Raw genomic sequence first — 20426 nt, 5'->3', positions numbered from 1 at the left:
GCGACGTCCAGCGGGGATACTGGAGTAGTGGCGAACAGTAAACCCCGGATCCTGAACAACAACCGTGACATGGTCTGGTCACTCATTCCGCTCGTGATCGCCTGTCTGCTGATTGCCGGAATCGCCAGTCAGTGCACGTTGAGCCCGGGCGGACCGACGCAGGGACCGATCCCGAACTTCGACGTGAACGCGGCAATGCAGTACGACGCGTCCGAGCTCGGCTTCCCGATCCGTAACCCCAAGGTCCCCGACGACTGGACGCCGAACTCGGGCAGCCGCGGATCCATCGCCGGCGATCAGGGTGGGGACACCAGCACCGTCGGATACATCTCCGATGCCGGTCGCTACAACCGGCTGACGCAATCGAACGCAAGTGAAGACGTGCTCGTGCCGTTCGCGGTCGGTGAGCCGCGATTCGCCTCGGGAACTCAGTCGATCGACGGCAAGGAGTGGGTCGTCTACACGCAGCAGAGTGAAGAGCCGGTGTGGGTGACCGATCTGGGTGACGTGCGGCTGCTCATCACCGGTAGCGGATCGTCCGAGGAGTTCACCACGCTCGCCGCCGCGACTACCGAAGCGACACCTCTGACGCCCTGAGTCGACGCCTTGTCGAGCGTCAGTCCTGATCCTTCACGTGTGCGAGGGCATTCTCGACGCGCTTACGTGCACCGGCGAGGTGCTCCTCGCAGCGGGTCGCGAGCAATTCGCCTCGTTCCCACAGCGCGAGCGAAGCGTCGAGATCGAGGCCGCCCTGTTCGAGAACCTTCACCACGTCGACCAGTTCGTCTCGGGCAGCCTCGTAGCCCATTTCTTCGATCGGTGTTTCAGTCAAGAGTTTTCTCCTATCGAACTTTGCCCATGACCGCGGCAGTCACAGCGCCGTCGGCCACTCGTACTCGGATCTGTGTTCCTGGCGGTGCGTCGTCGACCGAACGCAACACCTCGGGATCGCCGCCGGCGACCATGCGTTGCACGACGGCGTAGCCACGCGCCAGCGTCGCTGCGGGCCCGAGGGCTTGCGATCGATTTCGTAAGTGTTCGACGAGGGTTTCCTGTTTCGCGAGTTCGCGCAGAACGTCGCGTCGGGTTGCCTCGCGCAGTCGCGTGATCTCCTCGCGGCGACGCTCGATACCTGCGATCGGGTCGGCAAGGACCGGTCGATGTCGGATCATCTCGAGCCCACGCGCTTCTCTGGCGACCCAGTTCCGGAGCGCAGCAGCAGTTCTGGACCTCAGATCGGCGACGAGATTCTGCTCGACTACGGCGTCGGGCACCACCAGCTTGGCGGCGTCGGTCGGAGTCGCGGCACGTAGGTCGGCGACGTGATCGCTGAGCGGGCTGTCCGGTTCGTGTCCGATGGCGCTGACGATCGGTGTGGTCGCGGCCGAGATCGCGCGGCACAGTGCCTCGTCGGAGAACGGCAGCAGATCTTCGACGCTACCGCCCCCGCGGGCGAGGATGATGACGTCGACGTCACTGTTGTCGTTGAGGTCCTTCAACGCGCCGAGGATCGCGGGTACTGCCTGCGGGCCCTGTACCGGAGTGTGTCTGACTTCGAATCGCACTGCCGGCCAACGCCTTTGCGCGACGGTCAGCACGTCCTTCTCGGCGGCACTCGCGCGTGCGGTGATCAGTCCGATCGTGCCGGGTAGAAACGGAAGTGGCCGTTTGAGGCGCGGATCGAACAGGCCTTCAGCAGTCAGGAGGCTGCGTAGACGTTCGACTCGAGCAAGCAGTTCGCCGACGCCGACGGCGCGAATGTCGGTGGCACGCAACGAGACTGTGCCTCGGCCGGTGTAGAAAGACAGCTTGCCGTACAGGATGACCTGCGCGCCTTCGGTCAGTGGGACCGGTGACCGCTCCAGCAGTTGCGGCGAGCAGGTGACTGACAGTGACATGTCGGCCGACGGGTCACGCAGGACTAGAAACGCGGTCCGGGTGCCTGGCCTGGCATTGATCTGGGTCAGTTGGCCCTCGACCCAGACGCTCCCGAGTCGGTCGATCCACCCGGCGACTTTCATCGCTACCGTGCGGACCGGCCACGGCTCTTCGGCGCTGCTCGGACCTGGGCCTGACGTCTGATTGGTTGCGCTCACTTGGCTTTCGCTGTGGTGATTCGGTTCTCGAGCATCGTCAGGAACGGAGCGCGTGCGCGCGAATCGGCCTCGTAGTCGAGGAGCGTCTCCAAGTCGTCGAGCGACAGGGTACGCAGACGAGCACGTAATTGTGCGAGCGCTAGGGCGTCGTAATCGAGGAGGTCGACAATCTCCGGTCGCTCGGTGGCCGTCACGGCCTGCACGTCTTCCTCGACCTCGACCTCGACCTCGGCCGGGGGAGTGGAGTACAGCGCAAAACGGCCGGTCGCAGCGACAGGCTCGTGGTCCGGGACGTCGAGCTCTTCGTTCTCGTTCAGCGATGGTGGGGCATGGTCGTCGTCGAACACAGCCCAAGACGGCTGCTCCTGAGCAGGGGTTCCGACGAGAGGCAACGACGAGATGACCTCGTCACCCTTGATCGCGAGAGCGGTGACCTGCTGTTGGAGGCGCATCGAGCTGGCCAGTATTTCGCTGACGACCGTCATCGGAAAGGTGACCGCGGTACCGGGGAGCTTGCGCGCCTCTTCGACGACGGTCACCACCACGCCCGCGGCCACACGTGCAGCAAAAGGGACACGAGTCATATTCACAGCCTGCCTGATGTCCAGGCATTTGGGTAGCCGACAGGCGGGTCGCCCACTAGTCGGAATCGGGGCGCCCTGCTCACGTATCCTGTAGTCATGTCTTCGGCTGTTCCACTGAACCTGGGTATCGCACGTCCATCGGGCGCTGATTCCGCCCCTTACACCGGAGGAAAACGAGTACTCCTTGCAGAGCCTCGCGGCTACTGCGCCGGCGTCGATCGCGCCGTCGAGACCGTGGAGAAGGCGCTGGAGCAGCATGGTGCTCCGGTGTACGTCCGTAAGGAGATCGTGCACAATCGGCATGTCGTCGAAACGCTTGCCGATCGCGGCGCCGTCTTCGTCGAGGAGACCGACGAGGTGCCTGAAGGCGCACTGTTGGTGTTCTCCGCGCACGGCGTATCGCCCGCGGTACACGCTTCGGCCGCGGAGCGTCAGCTCCGCACCATCGACGCCACCTGCCCCCTCGTCACCAAGGTTCACCAGGAAGCCAAACGGTTCGCCCGCGACGACTACGACATTCTGCTGATCGGCCACGAAGGGCACGAGGAGGTGGAAGGCACTGCGGGTGAGGCACCTGAACATGTGCAGCTCGTGGATGGTCCCGACTCTGTCGACGCCGTCACCGTGCGTGATCCGAACAAGGTCATCTGGCTGTCGCAGACCACACTCAGCGTCGACGAGACGATGCTCACGGTGGCACGTCTACGTGAGCGCTTCCCGACCTTGCAGGATCCGCCGAGCGACGACATTTGCTACGCGACACAGAACCGTCAGGTCGCGGTCAAGGTGATGGCACCCGAGTGCGATCTGGTGATCGTCGTCGGATCGACGAACTCCTCGAACTCGGTCCGGCTCGTAGAAGTAGCACTCTCCGCTGGTGCGCGCGCCAGCTACCTCGTCGATTACGCGAAGGAGATCGACCTGGCCTGGCTGGACGGAGTGCAGACCGTCGGCATCACGTCGGGTGCGTCGGTGCCGGAAATTCTTGTACAGGGAGTCATCGATCTGCTGTCCGAGCACGGCTATGCCGATGTGCAGCCCGTGACCACGGCCAACGAAACCCTCGTCTTCTCACTCCCGCGCGAGCTTCGGCCGACCAAGGCCTGATCGGCTTCCGCTTTCGGGCGAGCCTAGTCAGGGTTCGGTACGGTCCCGGTAGCGAACCTGCGGGACCGGATGAGGCGGGACATGTGCGCTTGTCGGTGCCGAACGCGGCGCTGAATACGGATCGACGTCAGTTTGGCGGGGCGCCCGTGGTTGCGGCGGTCGGGGTGCAGAGCGCCTCGTCGGGAGCGGCGCCCGATCCGGGTCGTCCTGTTCGGGGCGGTACGGGTCTGCGCGATACGAGTCGGCGCCATACGAATCAGCGGCCGGGCGGTCGTAGGACGGCTCGACTCGTTCGCGCCGCGCTCGACGGCCCTCGGTGCTCGGACGGCTCTGGCGGTCTCCAGTGCTCGGGCGGTCTCCAGTGCTCGGGCGGCCTTCAGTGCTCGGGCGGCCTTCGGTACTCGAACGGCTCCCGCGGCCCTCGGCGCTCTGCCGGCGCGCGTCGGCACTTCGGCGCCCGCCGTCGGTCGAGTGGCCGTCGGATGCGGTTCCCCGTCCGGAAACCCGATTCTCTGGACCGCGCACCGAATCCGGTGCGCTCGTCGTCTTCGCCCTGGACGCTCTCGCACGGTCACGTGTTTGCTTGGCCCGGTCACGAACCGAGCGAGTGGGGGCGTGGGTGGACTGCTTCTTGAGGAAGATGCGTGCACCGCCGATCCCGATCGCCAGAACAGTGCCCAGCAACATCAACGGAAACCGATTGACCAGTGGAATGGCGGCATTCAGCATAATGTCCTTCACGCCGGTTCCTGGATTCTCGGTGAAGTACTGATACGCCATGGGGACCGCGACGAACAGGATCAAGGGAGCCTGGACCAGCGCCGTGAAGAGGCCGCGATAGCGGACCAGGACAACTGCGGCAACTACGCCGATGATGTAAAAACAGGCGAAGGCAGCGGTCAGCTCGGTTCCGCGGGCTGCGTCGATGACGAATCCGAGAAAACTGGCACCGCCGGCGATAGCCACCGCCCCCCACGCTGGGACGCCGGGCACTGATGCGAGGGCTGAACGTTGATCCAGCGGAACCCCGGAACGGGCTCGTTGGGATGTAGACACCCACCGAGATTAGCGGCTGATCACCCGACTGCGTCGCTGACGTGACCGAACTGGTGCAACGGATGCGACGAATCGGACACTTTCGGTCGGCTGTCGACCCGGCGGACCTCGACGACTTCGGTATCGAACAGTTCGAGCTCGGAGAGCTTGCGTGCTGTCACCGTGACCCTGGAATCAACCGAAGACACGGTGGAGTTGAACGAGTCGACTGCCTTGCCGAGATGCCCGCCGAGCTTGTCCAGGTGCGCGGCAACGACTCCGAGTCTGGAATACAGCTCTCGTCCGAGCATCTGAATTCGAGCGGCGTCCTCGGCGAGCGACTCCTGCTTCCAGGTGTACGCAACCGTGCGTAGGAGAGCGACCAGAGTAGTGGGAGTGGCAAGTATCACATTTCTCGTGAACGCATATTCCAGCAGCGACGAATCGGACGTGAGCGCTGCGTCGAGAAACGGATCGCCGGGAACGAAGAGAATCACGAACTCGGGCGTCGGCTCGAACGAGCGCCAATACTCCTTGGCCGACAATTGATCGACATGTGTTCGCAGGTGCCGGGCATGCCGAGTCAACTGCTTGCTTCGAGCATCGGCGTCTTCCTCCTGCGCGGCGTCGAGATAGGCCGCGAACGGAACTTTGGCATCCACCACGATCTGCCGACCACCCGCCAACCGGACGATCATGTCCGGGCGAACCCCGTCCCGGGTGACCTGGGTGTCGAAATCGCAGTGCTTGACCATGCCGGCGAGCTCGACGACCCGTTCGAGTTGGATCTCACCCCAACGTCCACGAATCTGCGGGGCGCGCAATGCGGTGACCAGTTGGGACGTCTGCGTGGACAGATGAACCGATGCACGTTGCATCCCGGTCACCTGCTCGGTCAGACCGGCGTATGCGCGGATTCGACTGTGCTCTACCTGTCTTACCTGCTCGGTGAGAGCGTCCACGGCGTCGTGCAGCGGTTCCACCAGATGTGACACTTGCTGGCCGATTGCTCCTGAATGCCTGCGGGCCGAATCCTCGTTGACGGCATCGAGCGACCGTCGCAGCAGGGCCTCGTTGTCACGGAGTGCCGCCAACTGTGCCTCGGCGCGCACTGCACGATCTCCGAACCTGCTCGAGTGCAACAACCATCCGATGGCTGCCCCGAGAGCGAAGGCGAATGCCATTCCGACAGCGGTAAGTGCGTTCATGACGCAGATGATGCCCGACGGTACCGACAGACTTCTCGGATCAGCCCGAGTGCCTGTCCGTCTCGCAGGGCGCAGGGGCCGACTGGCCGTAGCGGTTGAGCGAGTTTGTCGGTGGCCTCCGTTAGCGTCGTATTCATGAAGATCCTGCACACCTCGGACTGGCACATCGGCCGCACGTTCCACGGCGTCGACCTGCTCGCCGACCAGGCTGCTGCGCTGGTGGCCATTGCGGATCTGGTTGCAGCACAAAGAATCGACGTGGTGGTCGTGCCGGGTGACATATACGATCGCGCCGTGCCGAGCGCAGATGCGGTCCTCGTGTGCAACAGAGGACTGGAGGCAATCCGCGCGGCGGGCGCTGTCATCGTGGCGACGTCGGGCAATCATGATTCGCCGGCGCGACTCGGTGCGGGCGCAGCCTTCGCCTCGGCAGGCGGCTTGCATCTGATGACCCGTGTGTGTGAGGTAGGCACTCCGGTGGTGATCGACGACGAGTTCGGCCCGGTCGCCTTCTACGGAATTCCTTATCTGGAGCCGGAAACCACGCGGCTCGAACTCGACGTTCCCGGTGCGCGGTCGCACGCGGATGTCTTGGATGCGGCAATGGAGCGCATCACCGCAGATCTCGACGGCCGACGGAGCAGTCCGGATCACGTGCGATCGGTGGTGCTGGCTCATGCGTTCGTCGTCGGCGGTGAAGCGACGGGTTCCGAGCGTTCCATCTCGGTAGGTGGGGTCGAGACCGTTTCAGCATCTGCATTCGACGGTGTCGACTATGTTGCGCTGGGCCACTTGCACTCTCCGCAGACGCTGACCGATCGTGTTCGCTATTCGGGCTCACCGTTGCCGTATTCGTTCGGTGAACGGTCTCACCGGAAAGCTGTGTGGATACTCCAGCTCGATGCGGACGGTCTGGGCACGGTCGAGAAAGTAGATCTGCCGGTCGTCCGAGGTTTGAGCAGGATCGAAGGCACCGTCGAAGAGCTCACCACTGCAAGCGAATTCGCTGATGCCGAAGAGCACTACGTGTCGGCCGTCCTGACCGATCCGGTTCGTCCGGTCGATGCCATGCGCGCGCTGCGTACCCGCTTCCCGCACGCTGTTCACCTCGAATGGTCGCGTCCTGCAGGCACTTCCGAGCTGCGGTACCGCGATCGTGTGCGCGGTCGCACCGATATCGATATTGCCACCTCGTTCCTCACCGACATGCGAAGTATTCCCGAAGCGCGGGAGGTTTCGTTGCTCGAACGAGCGTTGGCCGCGGTGCAGCGCGAGGACGTGTCCCGTGACGACGAGCGGGTCGAGCAGTACGAGTTGTCCGGACGCAGCGCATGAGCCGACCGGCATGAGACTGCATCGACTCGAGATCACTGCATTCGGTCCCTTCGCGCGAACCGAATCCGTCGACTTCGACGCCCTCGGTGCCGACGGGCTGTTTCTGCTCCACGGTCAGACCGGTGCGGGCAAGACCACTGTTCTCGACGCCGTCGCCTTTGCCCTGTACGGGACGGTTCCGGGTGCGCGCAGGGAAGGTAAGCGTCTTCTGTCCGACCATGCGGCGCCCGGTTCAGTACCCAAAGTGGTGCTCGAGGCGACTCTCGGTGGCAGACGCGTCCGGATCGTTCGCTCTCCCGAGTACATGCGGCCCAAGAAGGGCGGGAGGACGGGCACCACCAAGGAAAATGCGAAGGCCAGTCTGACGTGGCTCGACGGCGACGGGCAGAACCTGACCCGCCTCGACGAGATCGGTGAGGCAGTGGGTGCCGCGCTCGGGATGAGCGCAGACCAGTTTTTTCAGGTCGTCCTCCTGCCTCAGGGTGAGTTCGCTCGGTTCCTGCGTGCAGACAGCGAAGAGCGCGGCAATCTCCTCGAGAGGTTGTTCGACACCAGCAGGTTCGGCGATGTGGAGCAGTGGTTTGCCAACGAAAGGCGTTCCAGTGCAGCGTTGATGGAGTCTTCGCGCATTGCCATCGACAAGTTGCTCGGTCGGATCGCCACGGCCTCGGGTGAGGACGAAGAACTCGACCGGGAACCGATGGAGTGGGCCACCGATGTTCTGGGGCGTGCTCGCGGTGCGCACGCCGACGCGTCGACGGCGCTCGCAACTGCACGCGGCAAGGCCGACACCGCCGCCGCGGCACTCGATCGCCACAAAACTCTCCTCGTGCTGCGGCAACGCCGAGACCTCGCGCGGAAACAGCTGGCAGAGTTCCATCGGGCGGCCCCCGAACGTGACGTGATTCGCCGAGAAGTCGAACGGTCCGCCGCTGCCGGCCCCATCGCGACACTCGCCGCCGAGTATGCGAAGACAACGCGGACCTACGACCTCGCTGCGCGTGAGGCAGAGTCGGCGCGTGGCTCGTTGGCGATGGTCGATGGATCTGGGATGGTCCTTGCCGCGTCGTCCTCGGATGCAGACGAAGCTCGGACGGTCGTCGCCAATGCGGTTCGCGAGTGGACGACTTCGGTGGTCGGCCTCCAAGAGATGCGGCAGTTGGCTATTCGCGCCGATGCGGAGGAAGCCGTTGCTCGCAAGCTGACGTCCGAGTGTCGTGCCGTCGAGAAGGCTGTCGAGGCGGCACTCGTCCTCAGGGCACAGTTGCCTGCGGCGATCGTCGAAGCAGAACTCGCAGCGACCACCGCAGTGAACACTGCCGCGAACGTGCCTGCGCTCGAGTCCGAATCTGCCGCTGTCTCCGATGCGGTCACGGCGGCAATCGAACTTACGAAGACACGAACCGCGCTCGCCGCGGCCGAGTCTGCTCGCGAAGCGGCTCGCACGGCGCACAACGACGCTTGGGAACATTTACTCGATCTGCGAGACCGACGTCTCACCGGGATGGCCACGGAGTTGGCCACCGAGCTTGTCGACGGCAGCCCGTGCGGAGTCTGCGGATCCCGGTCTCACCCGGAGCCTGCGTCGGCCGCCGATTCGACGGTCACGAAGGCGGACGAAGCAGCGGCGAGCAGTGCCGAGCGTAGAGCGGCCGCTGCCAAGGATCTTCGGACTGAGGAGGCGGCCCATCTGGTCCGAGTGCTCGATGCACTCATTGCTCGTTCAGGTGGCCGCGGTAGCGATGAACTGGTGGTGGCCCTCGATGAGGTGACTACTCGGTTGACGGCGGCAAAGACAGCCGCGGCTTCACTCGACGACCTTCGAGCGGCGTTGGCTCATCTCAGGTCGGAGGATCACCGGCTCGCGTCAGTCATTGCCGAGCATCGATCCACGGCAGCGGGTCTCGCAGCACGGGCCGCGCAGGTTCGGAGTTCCGTCGAGGCGATGCGCGCACGTGTCACCGCCGCTGTCGATGGCGACGAGACGCTCGATCAGCGTGTGGCGCGCCTCGAGAAGCTGATCGCACTCTCCACCGATCTTCAACACAAGAGGGTCGCTGCCGCTCGCGCGGCCGACATCAGCGGGGCGATCGCCGAGCGACTGACAGTGCAGGTGTCGGAATCCGGCTTCGAGTCCGCCGAGGACGCAGCGGCCCTGGTGATCCCCGCCGAGCGAGTCCGGAGCATCGAGAAGCAACTCGCTGCAGCACATGACATTCGCGCTCATGCCGAGCAGGTTCTCGCCGAACCCGCGATCGCCGCCATCGAAGACGCCGACACCGAACCGGTGGAGACGCCACCCTGGCAGGAGGCTGCCGACGCTGCTGCCGTCGAGCTCGATGGTGCCGTTGCACGCCAGGCCGAATGCAAGCGGCGATTCGAGCAAGTGGAAGAACTGACCGCCCAGTTGTGGGCTGCAGTCGACCACGCGGCACCGATGCAGGCCAAGCACGACCAGTTGGCTGCACTGACCGACGTCGTCGCAGGCCGGGGACAGAATGCTCGAAAGATGTCACTCCGGTCGTATGTGTTGGCCTCTCGCCTCGAGGACGTCGCCGAGTCGGCGTCGGCGAGACTCCAGCGTATGTCAGCGGGGCGATACGAGTTCGTCCATTCCGACGAGGCCGAATCTCGCGGGAGGCGTGGCGGATTGGGCCTCGACATCCGCGACGACTACACCGGAGTCGTCCGTTCGGCGAAGACACTGTCGGGAGGAGAGTCGTTCCTGGCGTCGTTGGCGCTTGCTCTCGGGCTGGCGGACGTCGTGGCCGCAGAATCAGGCGGAGTCGTCCTCGACACGATGTTCATCGACGAAGGCTTCGGCACGCTGGACGCCGACACCTTGGAATCGGTCATGGGGGTTCTGGACGAACTCAGGGCCGGCGGGCGTGTGGTGGGAATCGTCTCCCACGTCGATGAGATGCGTCAACGAATACCGAGCAGGCTCCACGTCATCCGTGAACGGGACGGGTCGAGGCTTCAGCTCTTTTCGGCGTCCTGAGCTGACTTTTCGTCCTCGTCCTCGTCTTTCTCGTCGGTCAGTAGTTCGTCCGGATCCGGCGCCGACTCCTCTAGTTCTGCCTGGCTGGCCTCGTTCGAGCGTTCGTCGGCTTGCTCGGAGACGTAGCGAATCAGGACCGCGGCTACGGCGGCGGCAGGTACAGCGAGGAAGGCACCGACTATGCCGAACACCGAACCGCCACCGGTGACGGCCAACAGCACGATCGCGGGATGCAGATTCATACTGCGACTCTGCAGAACCGGTTGCAGAACGTTTCCTTCGAGCTGCTGAACGGCGAAAATGATGGCCAACACGATCAGCGCGGTGGTCGGTCCGTTGGCGACAAGTGCGACCAAGACGGCCAAGGCGCCTGCAACGAATGCACCGACGATGGGGATGAATCCGCCGAGAAAGGTGATGGTGGCGAGGACGAGCGCCAGCGGCACATTGAGAACGATCAATCCGAGGCCGATGAAGAATGCGTCGATGAGGCTCACCACTGCCTGGGTTCGGATGAACCCACCGAGCGTCGCCCACATTCGTGCCAGGATCTCGGCGAGATGTCTTCCTGCACGACCACCGGCGAAGCCGTGCAGCCACGGAGTGAATTTGGGCCCGTCCTTGACGAAAAAGAACGTCAGTACGAGGACAAGTGCCAGGGTGATGAGAATCGAGCTCGCGGCCGTAACACCACTGAAAACACCGGAGGCAATGGCGGTTCCGCTTTCCTGCAACCGGGAGGTGATGGCCGAGACAGCATTGTCGATCTGCTCGTCCTGCAGGTTGATCGGCGGGCCCTTGAGCCAGTCCTGTACCTGGGACACGCCCTGTGTCGCTTTGTCTACGAGCTCGGGCGCCGAGTCCACGACGGACGGGACGATCAGTGTGATCACGCCGCCGATGACGAGGAAGAAGACGACGAGCGAAGTCGTGGCCGCGAGCGCGGCCGGGATACCTACGCGCATGAGCCACTTGGTCGGCGGCCATAGAACCGTTGCCACGATGATCGCGAGCAGCGACGGGAGTATGACTACCCACAGCGCCGAGATGATCCAGCCGAGTACCCAGGCCCCAGCGGCTACCGATACGAGGATCAGCGACCACTTTGCCAGCCACACCCCACCGACACCGATGAGGTCGCCGCGATCGCGCCCAGGCTTACCGTTGGGCACTGTCTGTTCCGTCACGTCGGTTGTCCTTTTCGGTGGCTTCGGACTCGGGTACCCGAGTGACTCTAACGTCTCGATTGCCTGTACTACCCAACTGTCGACGCGCTCAATCCTCAGGCCGCCTCGTGCGCCAGTAGCCAGGTCTTCGCAGGCAATCCCCATCTGAAACCGCCGAGTGCCCCACCGATGCGAAAGACCCGGTGACACGGAACGAACAGTGCCGCTGCGTTGCGCGCGCAGGCCGATGCCGCGCCGCGGATGGCGGCCGGACGGCCGGCCATATCCGCGAACTCCGAGTACGTCACCGGAGATCCGGCGGGAACGGTCCGAAGCACTTTCCACGCATGCATCAGAAACTCGCCGGATTGTTGTGCGACGGGTATGTCGTCGATGACCGTGAGCTCACCGTGGTGGTAGTCCTCGATTGCCGCGGTGATACTGCCGAGGTTCGATACCATCCGGATGTCGTTGGGCCGCAACGACTTGTGAATCAGCGGTTGCAGGTCTTCGGTAGTTGCAGTCCATCCGGACGCCAGCACGCAGCCTTCGGCGTCGACTATGGCGGTGAACGGTCCGATCGGTGTGTCGGTTGTGGCGGCAGTTGCAGTCATAGTCCTCTTCTTTCGAGCGCGATGTTCCACAGGTGCATCGAGACGTACGAGCGCCACGGCGCCCATCGGCTCGTATCGGTGAGGGGGATGCCGAGCGCTTCGGCGCCCTGACGGACGACGAGGTCGGTGTCGAGCAGCACGTCCGGGTCGGCCAGCAATCGCATCACCACGTATCTGGCAGTCCACGGGCCGATGCCTTTGAGTGCGAGTAGGTCTCGTTCGAGGTCTCCTGCCGATCGCGCGACGTGCAACTCGATCTTGCCCGACGCGATCGCGTCGGCCACTCCGATGATCGCGCCGACCCGTGCCTTGGGGCCGGTGAGTACTTCGTGTCCGTGTTCGGCGACGGCGGACGCGTCGGGAAACAGTCGGGTGATGGTGCCGCCGCCCGGATCCTCGATCCGCTCGCCCAGCGCCTCGACCAGGCGTGCGGTATGTGTGGCAGCTGCACCCAGCGAGATCTGTTGGCCGATCATGGTCCGTAACAGCAACTCTGTGCCGTCGACATTTCCGAGGACGCGTATGCCCGGGTGTGCCGCAATATTCGGTGCCAGAGCCGGATCCGCGGACAGGGCGGTATCCACGGCCTCCGGGTCCGCATCCAGATCGAGCAGGCGTCGGACGCGGGCCACGGCGGGAGCCAAATCGCGCATATCGTGCAGGCTCAACGTCGTGTCGACGTAACCGTCCTCGATCCGAAGTCCGACGATCCCATGTCCGTGCGGGAGTCGAAGGGATCGGCGGTACGTTCGATCGTCGAAGGACTCGACGCCGGGCACCGCGTGACCGCGAAGGAACCATTCGAGCCAGGTTCGGTCCAACGGCCTGCGGTAGGGGAGTCGAAGTGTGACGGTCCCGTTGCTGGACAGGGTCTTCGTTCGGGTGGCTTCGGCGCGCAGCGTGGTGGGGTTTACCGCGAACACTTCACGGACCGTGTCGTTGAACTGGCGGACGCTGGAGAACCCGGAAGCGAAGGCGATGTCGGTCATCGTCATCGTCGTGGTCTGGATCAACGTCCGAGCCGTGTGCGCCCGATGCGCACGCGCCAATGCCAACGGTCCGGCTCCGATCTCGGCGTTGAGAACCCGCGTCAGTTGGCGGGTGGAGTACCCGAGCGAATCGGCCAGTGAGTCCACGCCGCCACGCTCTACCGCGCCGTCGGAAATGAGCCGCATAGCGCGGGAGGTCAAGTCCGAGTTGGTATTCCATTGCGGAGAGCCGGGGGTGGCGTCGGGTTGGCAGCGTCGGCAGGCTCGAAACCCGGCCTGTTGCGCTGCCGCTGCCGTCGGAACGAACTGGACGTTCTTCGCCTTGGGTGTGACTGCCGGGCACGACGGGCGGCAGTAGATGCCCGTCGTGCGGACTGCCGTGAAGAACTGCCCGTCGAAGCGGGTGTCTCGTGCAGATACGGCCCGGTAGCACCGCTCGAAGTCCAACTCCATGCGATCCACTGTGTCACCGGTGGACGCGCCGCGCTAGCGGGAATCAGCCATCGGTGTGTGGAGCATCAACAGCAGCGTGCCCCGGGGTGTGCATCGGCCTCGGCGTAGCGGTCCCGCCAGAACTGGCGCTCCGACGGAACCGGCTCGTCCGGATGCACCCGTCGCATATGGGCGAGGTAGTGCTCGTAGTCTTTGTCACCCATCACCGAGGTGATCCACCACCACAGGCCGTGCATGTCAGTGCTGCCCGGCGTGTGCGGCGCCGGGTGCTCGGACGGTGCCGTCGGCGATCAGTGTGTCCCAATCCTGCTGGATCTCTTTCTCCGCGGCCGTCGGGATGAAGCCCGCGGGGGCGAAGATCTTCGAGGGAACTTCGGGATCCTCGTTGTTCGGAAGCCCGCCTGCCCGAATGGCTTTGATGCACACCACGAGGCCGGCTACGGCAACGATGAGAACCAACACCGCGAAGATGATCGACAGTGTGCCCTGGATGAAGGTGTTGCGGATGACGGCATCGATCGCCTCGGACGTCTTCGCGCTCTGGAACTCGGTAAGCCCCTGAGCCTTCGCGTCGACGAAGATGCTGTGCTGCTTCCAGTAACCGATGGCAGGGATGTCGGAGAAGATCTTCTGGTACGACGCGGTCATCGTGACGATGAGATCCCAGATCAACGGAACGCCGGGGATCCACGCCCATTTGTAGTATCCGCGCTTGACCACGATGGTCATCACGACGGTGAGAGCGATCGCGGCAAGGAGTTGGTTGGCGATACCGAACAATGGGAACAAGGTATTGATGCCACCGAGTGGATCGGTGACGCCCATGAGCAGGATTGCACCCCACGCCGCAACAACTACGAACGAGCACAGCCACGCGCCGGGACGCCACGACGGGTCTTTGAACTTCTTCGCCGACGCGCCGGGAAGGTTGCCGATGCTGTCGGAGAGCATGAATCGTGCCACGCGGGTTCCGGCGTCGACTGTGGTGAGGATGAATAGTGCTTCGAACATGATGGCGAAGTGGTACCAGAACGACTTGAGGCTTGCGCCCCCGAAGACTTGGTGCAGGACCTCGGACATTCCGAACGCGAGGGTGGGAGCGCCGCCGGTGCGCGAGATGATCGATTCTTCACCGACGGCTGCTGCGGCCTGGGTGAATTGATCAGGCGTGATGTCGGTACCGCCGAGCCCGAGACCGTTCACATAGGTGGCCGCACTTTCGGCTGTTCCGCCGGTGAGTGCTTCTGGCGCATTGAGGGCGAAGTACAAATGCTGGTCGAGGATGCATGCGGTGACGAGGGCCATGATCGCGACGAACGATTCGGTGAGCATGCCGCCGTAGCCGATCATCCGCATCTGCTTTTCTTTCTCGAGCAGCTTCGGAGTCGTGCCGGAACAGATCAGCGCGTGGAAGCCGGAGAGAGCGCCGCAGGCAATGGTGATGAACAGGAACGGGAAGAGTGAGCCCGAGAACGCCGGGCCGTTGCCTTCGGTCGCGAACGACGTCATGGCCGGCATCTGAATCTCCGGGCGGGCGATGAGGATACCGATAGCCAACAAGGCGATGGTGCCCACCTTCATGAAGGTCGACAGGTAGTCACGCGGGGCGAGGAGCAGCCACACCGGCAGGATCGATGCGGCGAGACCGTAGCCGATGAGAAGCCAGGCGACAGTGACTTTGGAGAGGGTGAACCAGTCGGTGCCCCAGCCGGTTTCGGCGACCCAGCCGCCTGAGATGATCGCGAACAGTAGGAGTGTTACACCGATGAGCGAGACCTCGGACACCTTTCCTGGTCGAAGGTATCGCAGGTAGACGCCCATGAAGAGTGCGATAGGGATGGTCAGTGCGATGGAGAACACTCCCCATGGGCTCTCTGCCAACGCGTTGACGACAACGAGCGCAAGGACCGCGATGATGATGATCATGATGACGAAAACGCCGATCAGAGCGGCGATTCCACCGACCACACCGAGTTCGTCGCGAGCCATCTGGCCGAGGCTGCGCCCGCGACGGCGCGTCGAGATCCACAGGACGAGGAAGTCCTGGACGCCTCCCGCGAACACAACTCCGATGATGATCCACATCGTGCCGGGGAGATAACCCATCTGGGCAGCGAGAACTGGGCCGACGAGGGGACCCGCGCCTGCAATCGCGGCGAAGTGGTGACCGAACAAAACCCGACGGTCCGTCGGCATGTAGTCCTTGCCGTTTTCGAGAATTTCCGCAGGGGTTGCCCGATCGTCTCGTGGATGGACGATCTTGTTCTCGATCAAGCGTGCGTAGAAGCGAAAAGCGATGATGTAGGTGCACACGGCGGCAATCACGAACCACACGGCGTTGATGTTCTCGCCGCGGATGATGGCGACGACGACCCACGCGACGCCGCCGAGCAAGCCGATCACGACGAACATCAGTCGCTTCGCCGTCGTCATCGGACTGGTGTCCACAACGCCCACCGGGGGGAGATCTGGATCCGTTTTCAACAACTCGACGTGGGGATTACCGTGCGGCTTCAGTGTCATCTCATGGACTCCATGCATCGCGGATGTGACTGTGATCACCCTAAGCATGTAGACGGCTCGCGTCGGGGATTTCTGGCATGGACATGGGCCCGAAGGTCGCTAGTGCGCGCCGAACGGTACTGCCGGCAACTTCGTCGTATTATTCGTCTTTCATCGATCATCGGGGGATTTCGCAATGTCAGGTCCGTTCGAGCAGTCGCAGTACCAGCAGCAGGCCTATCCGTCCGCGCAGCCCTATGCACAGCCCTATGTGCAGGCACCGCCGATGCCGCCGTCCAATGCCGGTTGGGCAGTGGTCGCTGTCATCTTCTTCTGGCCGCTGGCGATCTCGGCGTTCAACCATGCACTGAAGGTTCACCCACTGTGGTTGATCGGCGACATTCAGGGCGCGGAGTACTCCTCGAAGCGCGCCGGGTTCTTCGGCAAGCTGTCGCTCGGGCTCTTTTTCGGATTCTTCCTGCTGTACATCCTGTTCATCGCGCTGATCGTCGCCAATAGCTAGCTGTTGCAAGGGGTCTGACGGCTGCTGTTGGGCGCGAAGCGTTTTAGTATCGCTTGCATGGACACACTCGGACTCGGCAAAATCGGTTTCTCCATCGGCGTCTCTCACTCGTATCTCGAAGATGCTCGTGAATTGGAGTCGCTCGGTTACAGCGCCCTGTGGTTGCCCGGTGGCCAAATCGACCGGCTCGAGCGGCTCGCCGATCTCGTGCACGCGACCGAAACGGTGAAAGTGGTGCCCGGCATCGTCCCCGTCGACCGCTACAGCTCGTCGGCGACGGCCCAGCTGTACAGCGAACTGGAATCCTCGGGCCGGTTCGTTCTCGGGCTGGGTGGTCCACAGGCAGCCCGTCCACTTGTCGGATTGAATGCATACCTCGACGAACTCGACGTTCCTGCCGATCGCGTAATTCTCGCAGCGCTCGGTCCCAAGAAGCTGGAGATGGCTCGACGTCGAGCAGCCGGTGCGGTGGCGTTGTTGGTCACCCCGGAGTACACAGAGGCAGCGCGGGCACTCCTCGGGCCGGATCGAACGTTGGTGATCGACCAATTCGTCGTGCTGGAGAACGATCCCGGGCGTGCCCGCGCGATCGCCCGCGAGCCGCTGTCATTTCTGGCGACCGTGGACGGCTACCGCCAGAACTTTCTTCGCATGGGGTTCACCAGCGACGATGTCGATCAGCTCAGCGATAAGCTGGTCGATGCCGTAGTCGCGTGGGGGAGCGTCGAGGACATCGCTGAACGCGTCGATGCACACCTGCGGGCGGGTGCCGATCATGTCGTCTTGGCCCCTTTGGGCGGCTCGGCCGTCACTGCGGGCCGGGCACTGTCGGGGCTGGTAATTGGGCCAAAGTAGACTCCATAGACCGTGAGCCTCACCCTCGGAATCGTCGGACTGCCCAACGTCGGCAAGTCCACCCTGTTCAATGCGCTGACCAACAACGATGTGCTGGCCGCGAACTACCCGTTCGCGACCATCGAGCCCAATGTCGGCGTCGTTGCGCTGCCCGACCCGCGGCTGGGCAAGCTCGCCGAGGTCTTCGGTTCGGAGAAGCTGGTGCCCGCGCTGGTGTCGTTCGTCGACATCGCAGGGATCGTCAAGGGTGCCTCCGAAGGTGCTGGGCTCGGCAACAAATTCCTCGCGAACATCCGCGAAGCCGACGCCATCTGCCAGGTCGTCCGCGTCTTCGCTGACGACGACGTGGTGCACGTCGACGGCCGTGTCGATCCGTCCGCCGACATCGAGGTCATCGAAACCGAACTGGCCATCGCCGACCTGCAGACCTTGGAGAAGGCAATCCCGCGCGTGGAGAAGGAGGCGCGGATCAAGAAGGACCGCAAGCCTGCGCTCGACGCCGCCATTGCCGCCCAGGCAGTGCTCAATGAGGGCAAGACACTGTTCTCTCAGAAGGACAAGCTGGACTTCGAGCTGCTCAAGGAATTCCAACTCCTCACCACCAAGCCGTTCCTCTACGTCTTCAACGCCGACGAGAGTGTACTCACCGACGACGCCAAGGTCGGCGAGCTCGCCCGCCTCGTCGCACCCGCAGACGCCGTGTTCCTGGACGCGAAGATCGAGTCCGAACTGCTCGAACTCGACGCCGAATCTGCCGCGGAACTGCTCGAATCCGTCGGCCAGACAGAACCGGGTCTCGACGCCCTGGCCCGCGCCGGCTTCCACACCCTCGGATTGCAGACCTACCTCACCGCAGGCCCGAAAGAAGCCCGCGCGTGGACGATCAACAAGGGCGCCACGGCACCGCAGGCCGCCGGAGTCATCCACACCGACTTCGAACGTGGATTCATCAAGGCCGAGGTCGTCAGCTTCGACGACCTCATCGAGGCCGGATCCATGGCAGCAGCCAAGGCAGCAGGCAAAGTCAGGATCGAAGGCAAGGAATACGTCATGGTCGACGGGGATGTCGTGGAGTTCCGCTTCAACGTCTGACCGAGGTTCACATAGCGGTTCGAGTGGACTGTCCCGCGGACCTGTGACTACGGGGTGTCCACCAAGCACATCGGTTCACCCACGAAGACGCCGGTTTTCGTGGGTGTCACGCACAACAGCGTGCGATTGCTCGCCGCCGATCGGCCAATCGGCATTCGGAATGTGATGGTGTCCAATTGGCGAGAGGAGGCCTACTCGCGCCTGACTACATCGACCGATATCTCCACCGCCGAAACCTGTCCTCTGTTCTCCAGCCAGTGGAGCGTGTTCCGGTCTTCGGGCCAACCCATACCCGGACCGTACTCGGTGGTGATCCCGTCGCGATGGTCCGTGATCGTTCCCTGCAGCACGTAGACCGTTCCTGGCCTGCCTTTGTGGTCATGTACCGGGCCGAAAATACCTCCAGGCTCCATGGTCACCATGCGCGTGCGCAACTGCCACCCGTCCATGCCCTGGATCTCGGAGCCGAGGTCAACCGTCGACAACAACTCGACCACGACCCCCTTCGTCTCTGGCCCCAGCTGCTCTTCACTCATCGTCCTGTCCTCTCGTGCGCAGAACCCACAGAGACAACCTCAATCTGCTGACGTCGATGTGTATTCGCCAATTATCCCGCCCTTGTCTAGTCTGCAGCGGCCAAGAGGCTCGCTGGCGTCGAATGGAGACTCGATTGCTCTCGTAGCCCAATGACACGTTGTGGCGGGCTCCGTCGGCGATTCTTCGGCACTGCTTCCTCGCAGCGGTGACAATTGAAAGTAGAAGCGCGACAACTGTTTCTGCTTGGATGTGTAGGAAATGTCCACGCTGCAGCCTGAATCGACTACTCCCCGGATCCCAACTGACTCAGTACAGTCGAAATATGCTCGGTCGAGAAGTGCAGTTGACGGCGCTGCCGGACGGAAGTGTCCGCGCGGACAACTTCGGCGTAGTCGAAAAGGACGTCGGATCACCGACGAAGACGCAGGTGCTCGTAGGTATCCGACGGCTCGGTCTCAACGCGGGGCTTGCCCACCGCCTCGGAGGTGAAGGCACGGCCTACGGGCCGGGGATCGGCGTCGGTGATGTTCCGTCAAGTGATGCCGTCGTCGAGGTGCTCGAGTCGGGCGTCGACGGTTTTCAGCCCGGAGATCTCGCCGTGGGCAAGGTTCCTTGGTGTACGACTGCTGTCGTGGAAGCCGATGAGCTACGCAGAATTGCCGAGTCGGAGTCGAATGAGGGTCTCGATTCTCATCTCACGGTTCTCGGGCACGTCGGTTTCACCGCATACACCGGGTTGATTCACGTCGGTGATGTGCAGCCCGAGGAGGTCGTCTACGTTTCCGGCGCGGCGGGCGGAGTGGGCAGCTGCGTCGTACAGTTCGCCAAAGCTCGTGGAGCAACGGTCATCGGCGTCGTCGGCTCGGGGGACAAGGTTGCGCTCCTTACTGATGTGCTCGGTGCTGACCGGGCAATCAATAGACATGATGGTCCTGCCGTCGATCTCTTGCGCGATGCCGCACCCGACGGCATCGACCTCTACTACGACAATGTTGGTGGGGAGCAACTCGAAGCAGCACTCGAGGTACTGAATTTCGGTGGTCGAGCGGTGATCTGCGGCGCAGTCGGGGACGCCGGCGATCCGGCAAACTACCGCAGGCTCATTTACCAGGAACTCACCATGAAGGGCTTCACGGTCACGGCGCACGAGGATCTCCGCGACCAGTTCGAACACGAGGTCGGTGGATGGTTGCGGGAGGGCAAGATTCGCAGCCTGCACACGGTATTCGATGGGATCGATCGCATTCCCGAGGCGTTCGTGTCACTTCTGACCGGCGGCAGCTCGGGCCGGGTGATCGTGTCGGTCCCGTCGCAGCTTCGGAAGTGACC

General features: G+C 63.4%; 19 protein-coding genes. 8 read left to right on the top strand and 11 right to left on the bottom strand.

Going from position 1 to position 20426, the window contains the following annotated elements:
- Positions 1-27: 27 nt before the first annotated feature.
- A complete protein-coding gene (locus BJD99_RS06930) occupies positions 28-597 on the top strand; it encodes a DUF4245 domain-containing protein (RefSeq protein ID WP_084346076.1) in 570 nt (189 codons plus the stop codon).
- Between the two features lie 19 nt (positions 598-616).
- Here BJD99_RS06930 and BJD99_RS06925 read toward each other — a convergent pair whose 3' ends face one another.
- The 3 genes from BJD99_RS06925 to BJD99_RS06915 are packed head-to-tail and all read right to left on the bottom strand — an operon-like array spanning position 617 to position 2680.
- Entirely contained in the window at positions 617-832 is a 216-nt protein-coding gene (locus tag BJD99_RS06925) for an exodeoxyribonuclease VII small subunit (protein ID WP_084346075.1), read from the bottom strand.
- A 10-nt stretch (positions 833-842) separates the two neighbouring features.
- Positions 843-2096, bottom strand: a complete 1254-nt coding sequence (xseA, locus tag BJD99_RS06920; RefSeq protein ID WP_084346074.1) for an exodeoxyribonuclease VII large subunit — start codon at positions 2094-2096, stop codon at positions 843-845.
- The gene (locus tag BJD99_RS06915) at positions 2093-2680 is read right to left on the bottom strand and encodes a lipid droplet-associated protein (RefSeq protein ID WP_084346361.1); all 588 of its coding nucleotides are present in this window, start codon (positions 2678-2680) and stop codon (positions 2093-2095) included. The genes xseA and BJD99_RS06915 overlap by 4 nt, the downstream gene beginning before the upstream one ends.
- Positions 2681-2776: 96 nt before the next feature.
- On the opposite strand from BJD99_RS06915, the gene BJD99_RS06910 reads away from it, so the two are divergent.
- Entirely contained in the window at positions 2777-3787 is a 1011-nt protein-coding gene (locus tag BJD99_RS06910; RefSeq protein WP_084346073.1) for a 4-hydroxy-3-methylbut-2-enyl diphosphate reductase, read from the top strand.
- A 27-nt stretch (positions 3788-3814) separates the two neighbouring features.
- Here BJD99_RS06910 and BJD99_RS06905 read toward each other — a convergent pair whose 3' ends face one another.
- Together BJD99_RS06905 and BJD99_RS06900 are read right to left on the bottom strand one after the other, a co-directional pair.
- Positions 3815-4843, bottom strand: a complete 1029-nt coding sequence (locus BJD99_RS06905; protein WP_179142222.1) for a DUF6542 domain-containing protein — start codon at positions 4841-4843, stop codon at positions 3815-3817.
- 20 nt (positions 4844-4863) lie between these two features.
- Positions 4864-6030, bottom strand: coding sequence for a DNA recombination protein RmuC (locus BJD99_RS06900; RefSeq protein ID WP_084346071.1), 1167 nt, complete (start codon positions 6028-6030; stop codon positions 4864-4866).
- Positions 6031-6165: 135 nt separating this feature from the next.
- Here BJD99_RS06900 and BJD99_RS06895 point away from each other — a divergent pair, with 135 nt between their 5' ends.
- Together BJD99_RS06895 and BJD99_RS06890 are read left to right on the top strand one after the other, a co-directional pair.
- Complete coding sequence (locus tag BJD99_RS06895) at positions 6166-7365, top strand: exonuclease SbcCD subunit D (protein ID WP_084346070.1); 1200 nt, start codon at positions 6166-6168, stop codon at positions 7363-7365.
- A 10-nt stretch (positions 7366-7375) separates the two neighbouring features.
- A complete protein-coding gene (locus tag BJD99_RS06890) occupies positions 7376-10366 on the top strand; it encodes an AAA family ATPase (protein WP_084346069.1) in 2991 nt (996 codons plus the stop codon).
- Here BJD99_RS06890 and BJD99_RS06885 read toward each other — a convergent pair.
- The 5 genes from BJD99_RS06885 to BJD99_RS06865 all read right to left on the bottom strand — a co-directional run bounded on the left by BJD99_RS06885 (position 10345) and on the right by BJD99_RS06865 (position 16111).
- Positions 10345-11553 carry an AI-2E family transporter gene (locus tag BJD99_RS06885; protein ID WP_084346068.1) on the bottom strand — a complete coding sequence of 403 codons (1209 nt, stop codon included), beginning with the start codon at positions 11551-11553 and terminating at the stop codon, positions 10345-10347. The genes BJD99_RS06890 and BJD99_RS06885 overlap by 22 nt on opposite strands.
- Before the next feature lie 95 nt (positions 11554-11648).
- Complete coding sequence (locus BJD99_RS06880) at positions 11649-12146, bottom strand: methylated-DNA--[protein]-cysteine S-methyltransferase (RefSeq protein WP_084346067.1); 498 nt, start codon at positions 12144-12146, stop codon at positions 11649-11651.
- Complete coding sequence (locus BJD99_RS06875; protein WP_084346066.1) at positions 12143-13588, bottom strand: AlkA N-terminal domain-containing protein; 1446 nt, start codon at positions 13586-13588, stop codon at positions 12143-12145. The genes BJD99_RS06880 and BJD99_RS06875 overlap by 4 nt, the downstream gene beginning before the upstream one ends.
- Before the next feature lie 65 nt (positions 13589-13653).
- The gene (locus BJD99_RS06870) at positions 13654-13824 is read right to left on the bottom strand and encodes a YbdD/YjiX family protein (protein ID WP_084346065.1); all 171 of its coding nucleotides are present in this window, start codon (positions 13822-13824) and stop codon (positions 13654-13656) included.
- 1 nt (position 13825) lies between these two features.
- Complete coding sequence (locus BJD99_RS06865) at positions 13826-16111, bottom strand: carbon starvation CstA family protein (RefSeq protein WP_084346360.1); 2286 nt, start codon at positions 16109-16111, stop codon at positions 13826-13828.
- Between the two features lie 175 nt (positions 16112-16286).
- Between BJD99_RS06865 and BJD99_RS06860 the strand changes: the two genes are divergently transcribed.
- From BJD99_RS06860 to ychF, 3 genes are read left to right on the top strand one after another with little or no spacing between them, the layout of a single operon-like run.
- On the top strand, positions 16287-16613 hold the full coding sequence (locus BJD99_RS06860) for a CD225/dispanin family protein (protein ID WP_084346064.1): 327 nt from the start codon (positions 16287-16289) through the stop codon (positions 16611-16613).
- Between the two features lie 57 nt (positions 16614-16670).
- A complete protein-coding gene (locus BJD99_RS06855; RefSeq protein WP_084346063.1) occupies positions 16671-17468 on the top strand; it encodes a TIGR03620 family F420-dependent LLM class oxidoreductase in 798 nt (265 codons plus the stop codon).
- A gap of 12 nt (positions 17469-17480) precedes the next feature.
- Positions 17481-18560 (top strand): redox-regulated ATPase YchF, encoded by a 1080-nt coding sequence (gene ychF, locus BJD99_RS06850; protein WP_084346062.1) that lies wholly within the window; start codon positions 17481-17483, stop codon positions 18558-18560.
- A 191-nt stretch (positions 18561-18751) separates the two neighbouring features.
- On the opposite strand, the gene BJD99_RS06845 is transcribed toward ychF, so the two are convergent.
- The gene (locus BJD99_RS06845) at positions 18752-19096 is read right to left on the bottom strand and encodes a cupin domain-containing protein (protein WP_084346061.1); all 345 of its coding nucleotides are present in this window, start codon (positions 19094-19096) and stop codon (positions 18752-18754) included.
- Between the two features lie 323 nt (positions 19097-19419).
- On the opposite strand from BJD99_RS06845, the gene BJD99_RS06840 reads away from it, so the two are divergent.
- Positions 19420-20424 carry an NADP-dependent oxidoreductase gene (locus tag BJD99_RS06840; RefSeq protein WP_084346060.1) on the top strand — a complete coding sequence of 335 codons (1005 nt, stop codon included), beginning with the start codon at positions 19420-19422 and terminating at the stop codon, positions 20422-20424.
- Positions 20425-20426: the final 2 nt, after the last annotated feature.

This window comes from Rhodococcus sp. 1163, assembly GCF_002091985.1.
In the GTDB taxonomy this organism is placed as follows: Bacteria; Actinomycetota; Actinomycetes; order Mycobacteriales; family Mycobacteriaceae; genus Rhodococcoides.
Note: the sequence above shows the minus strand (reverse complement) of the source record. Positions and strands in the feature narration are given on the sequence as shown.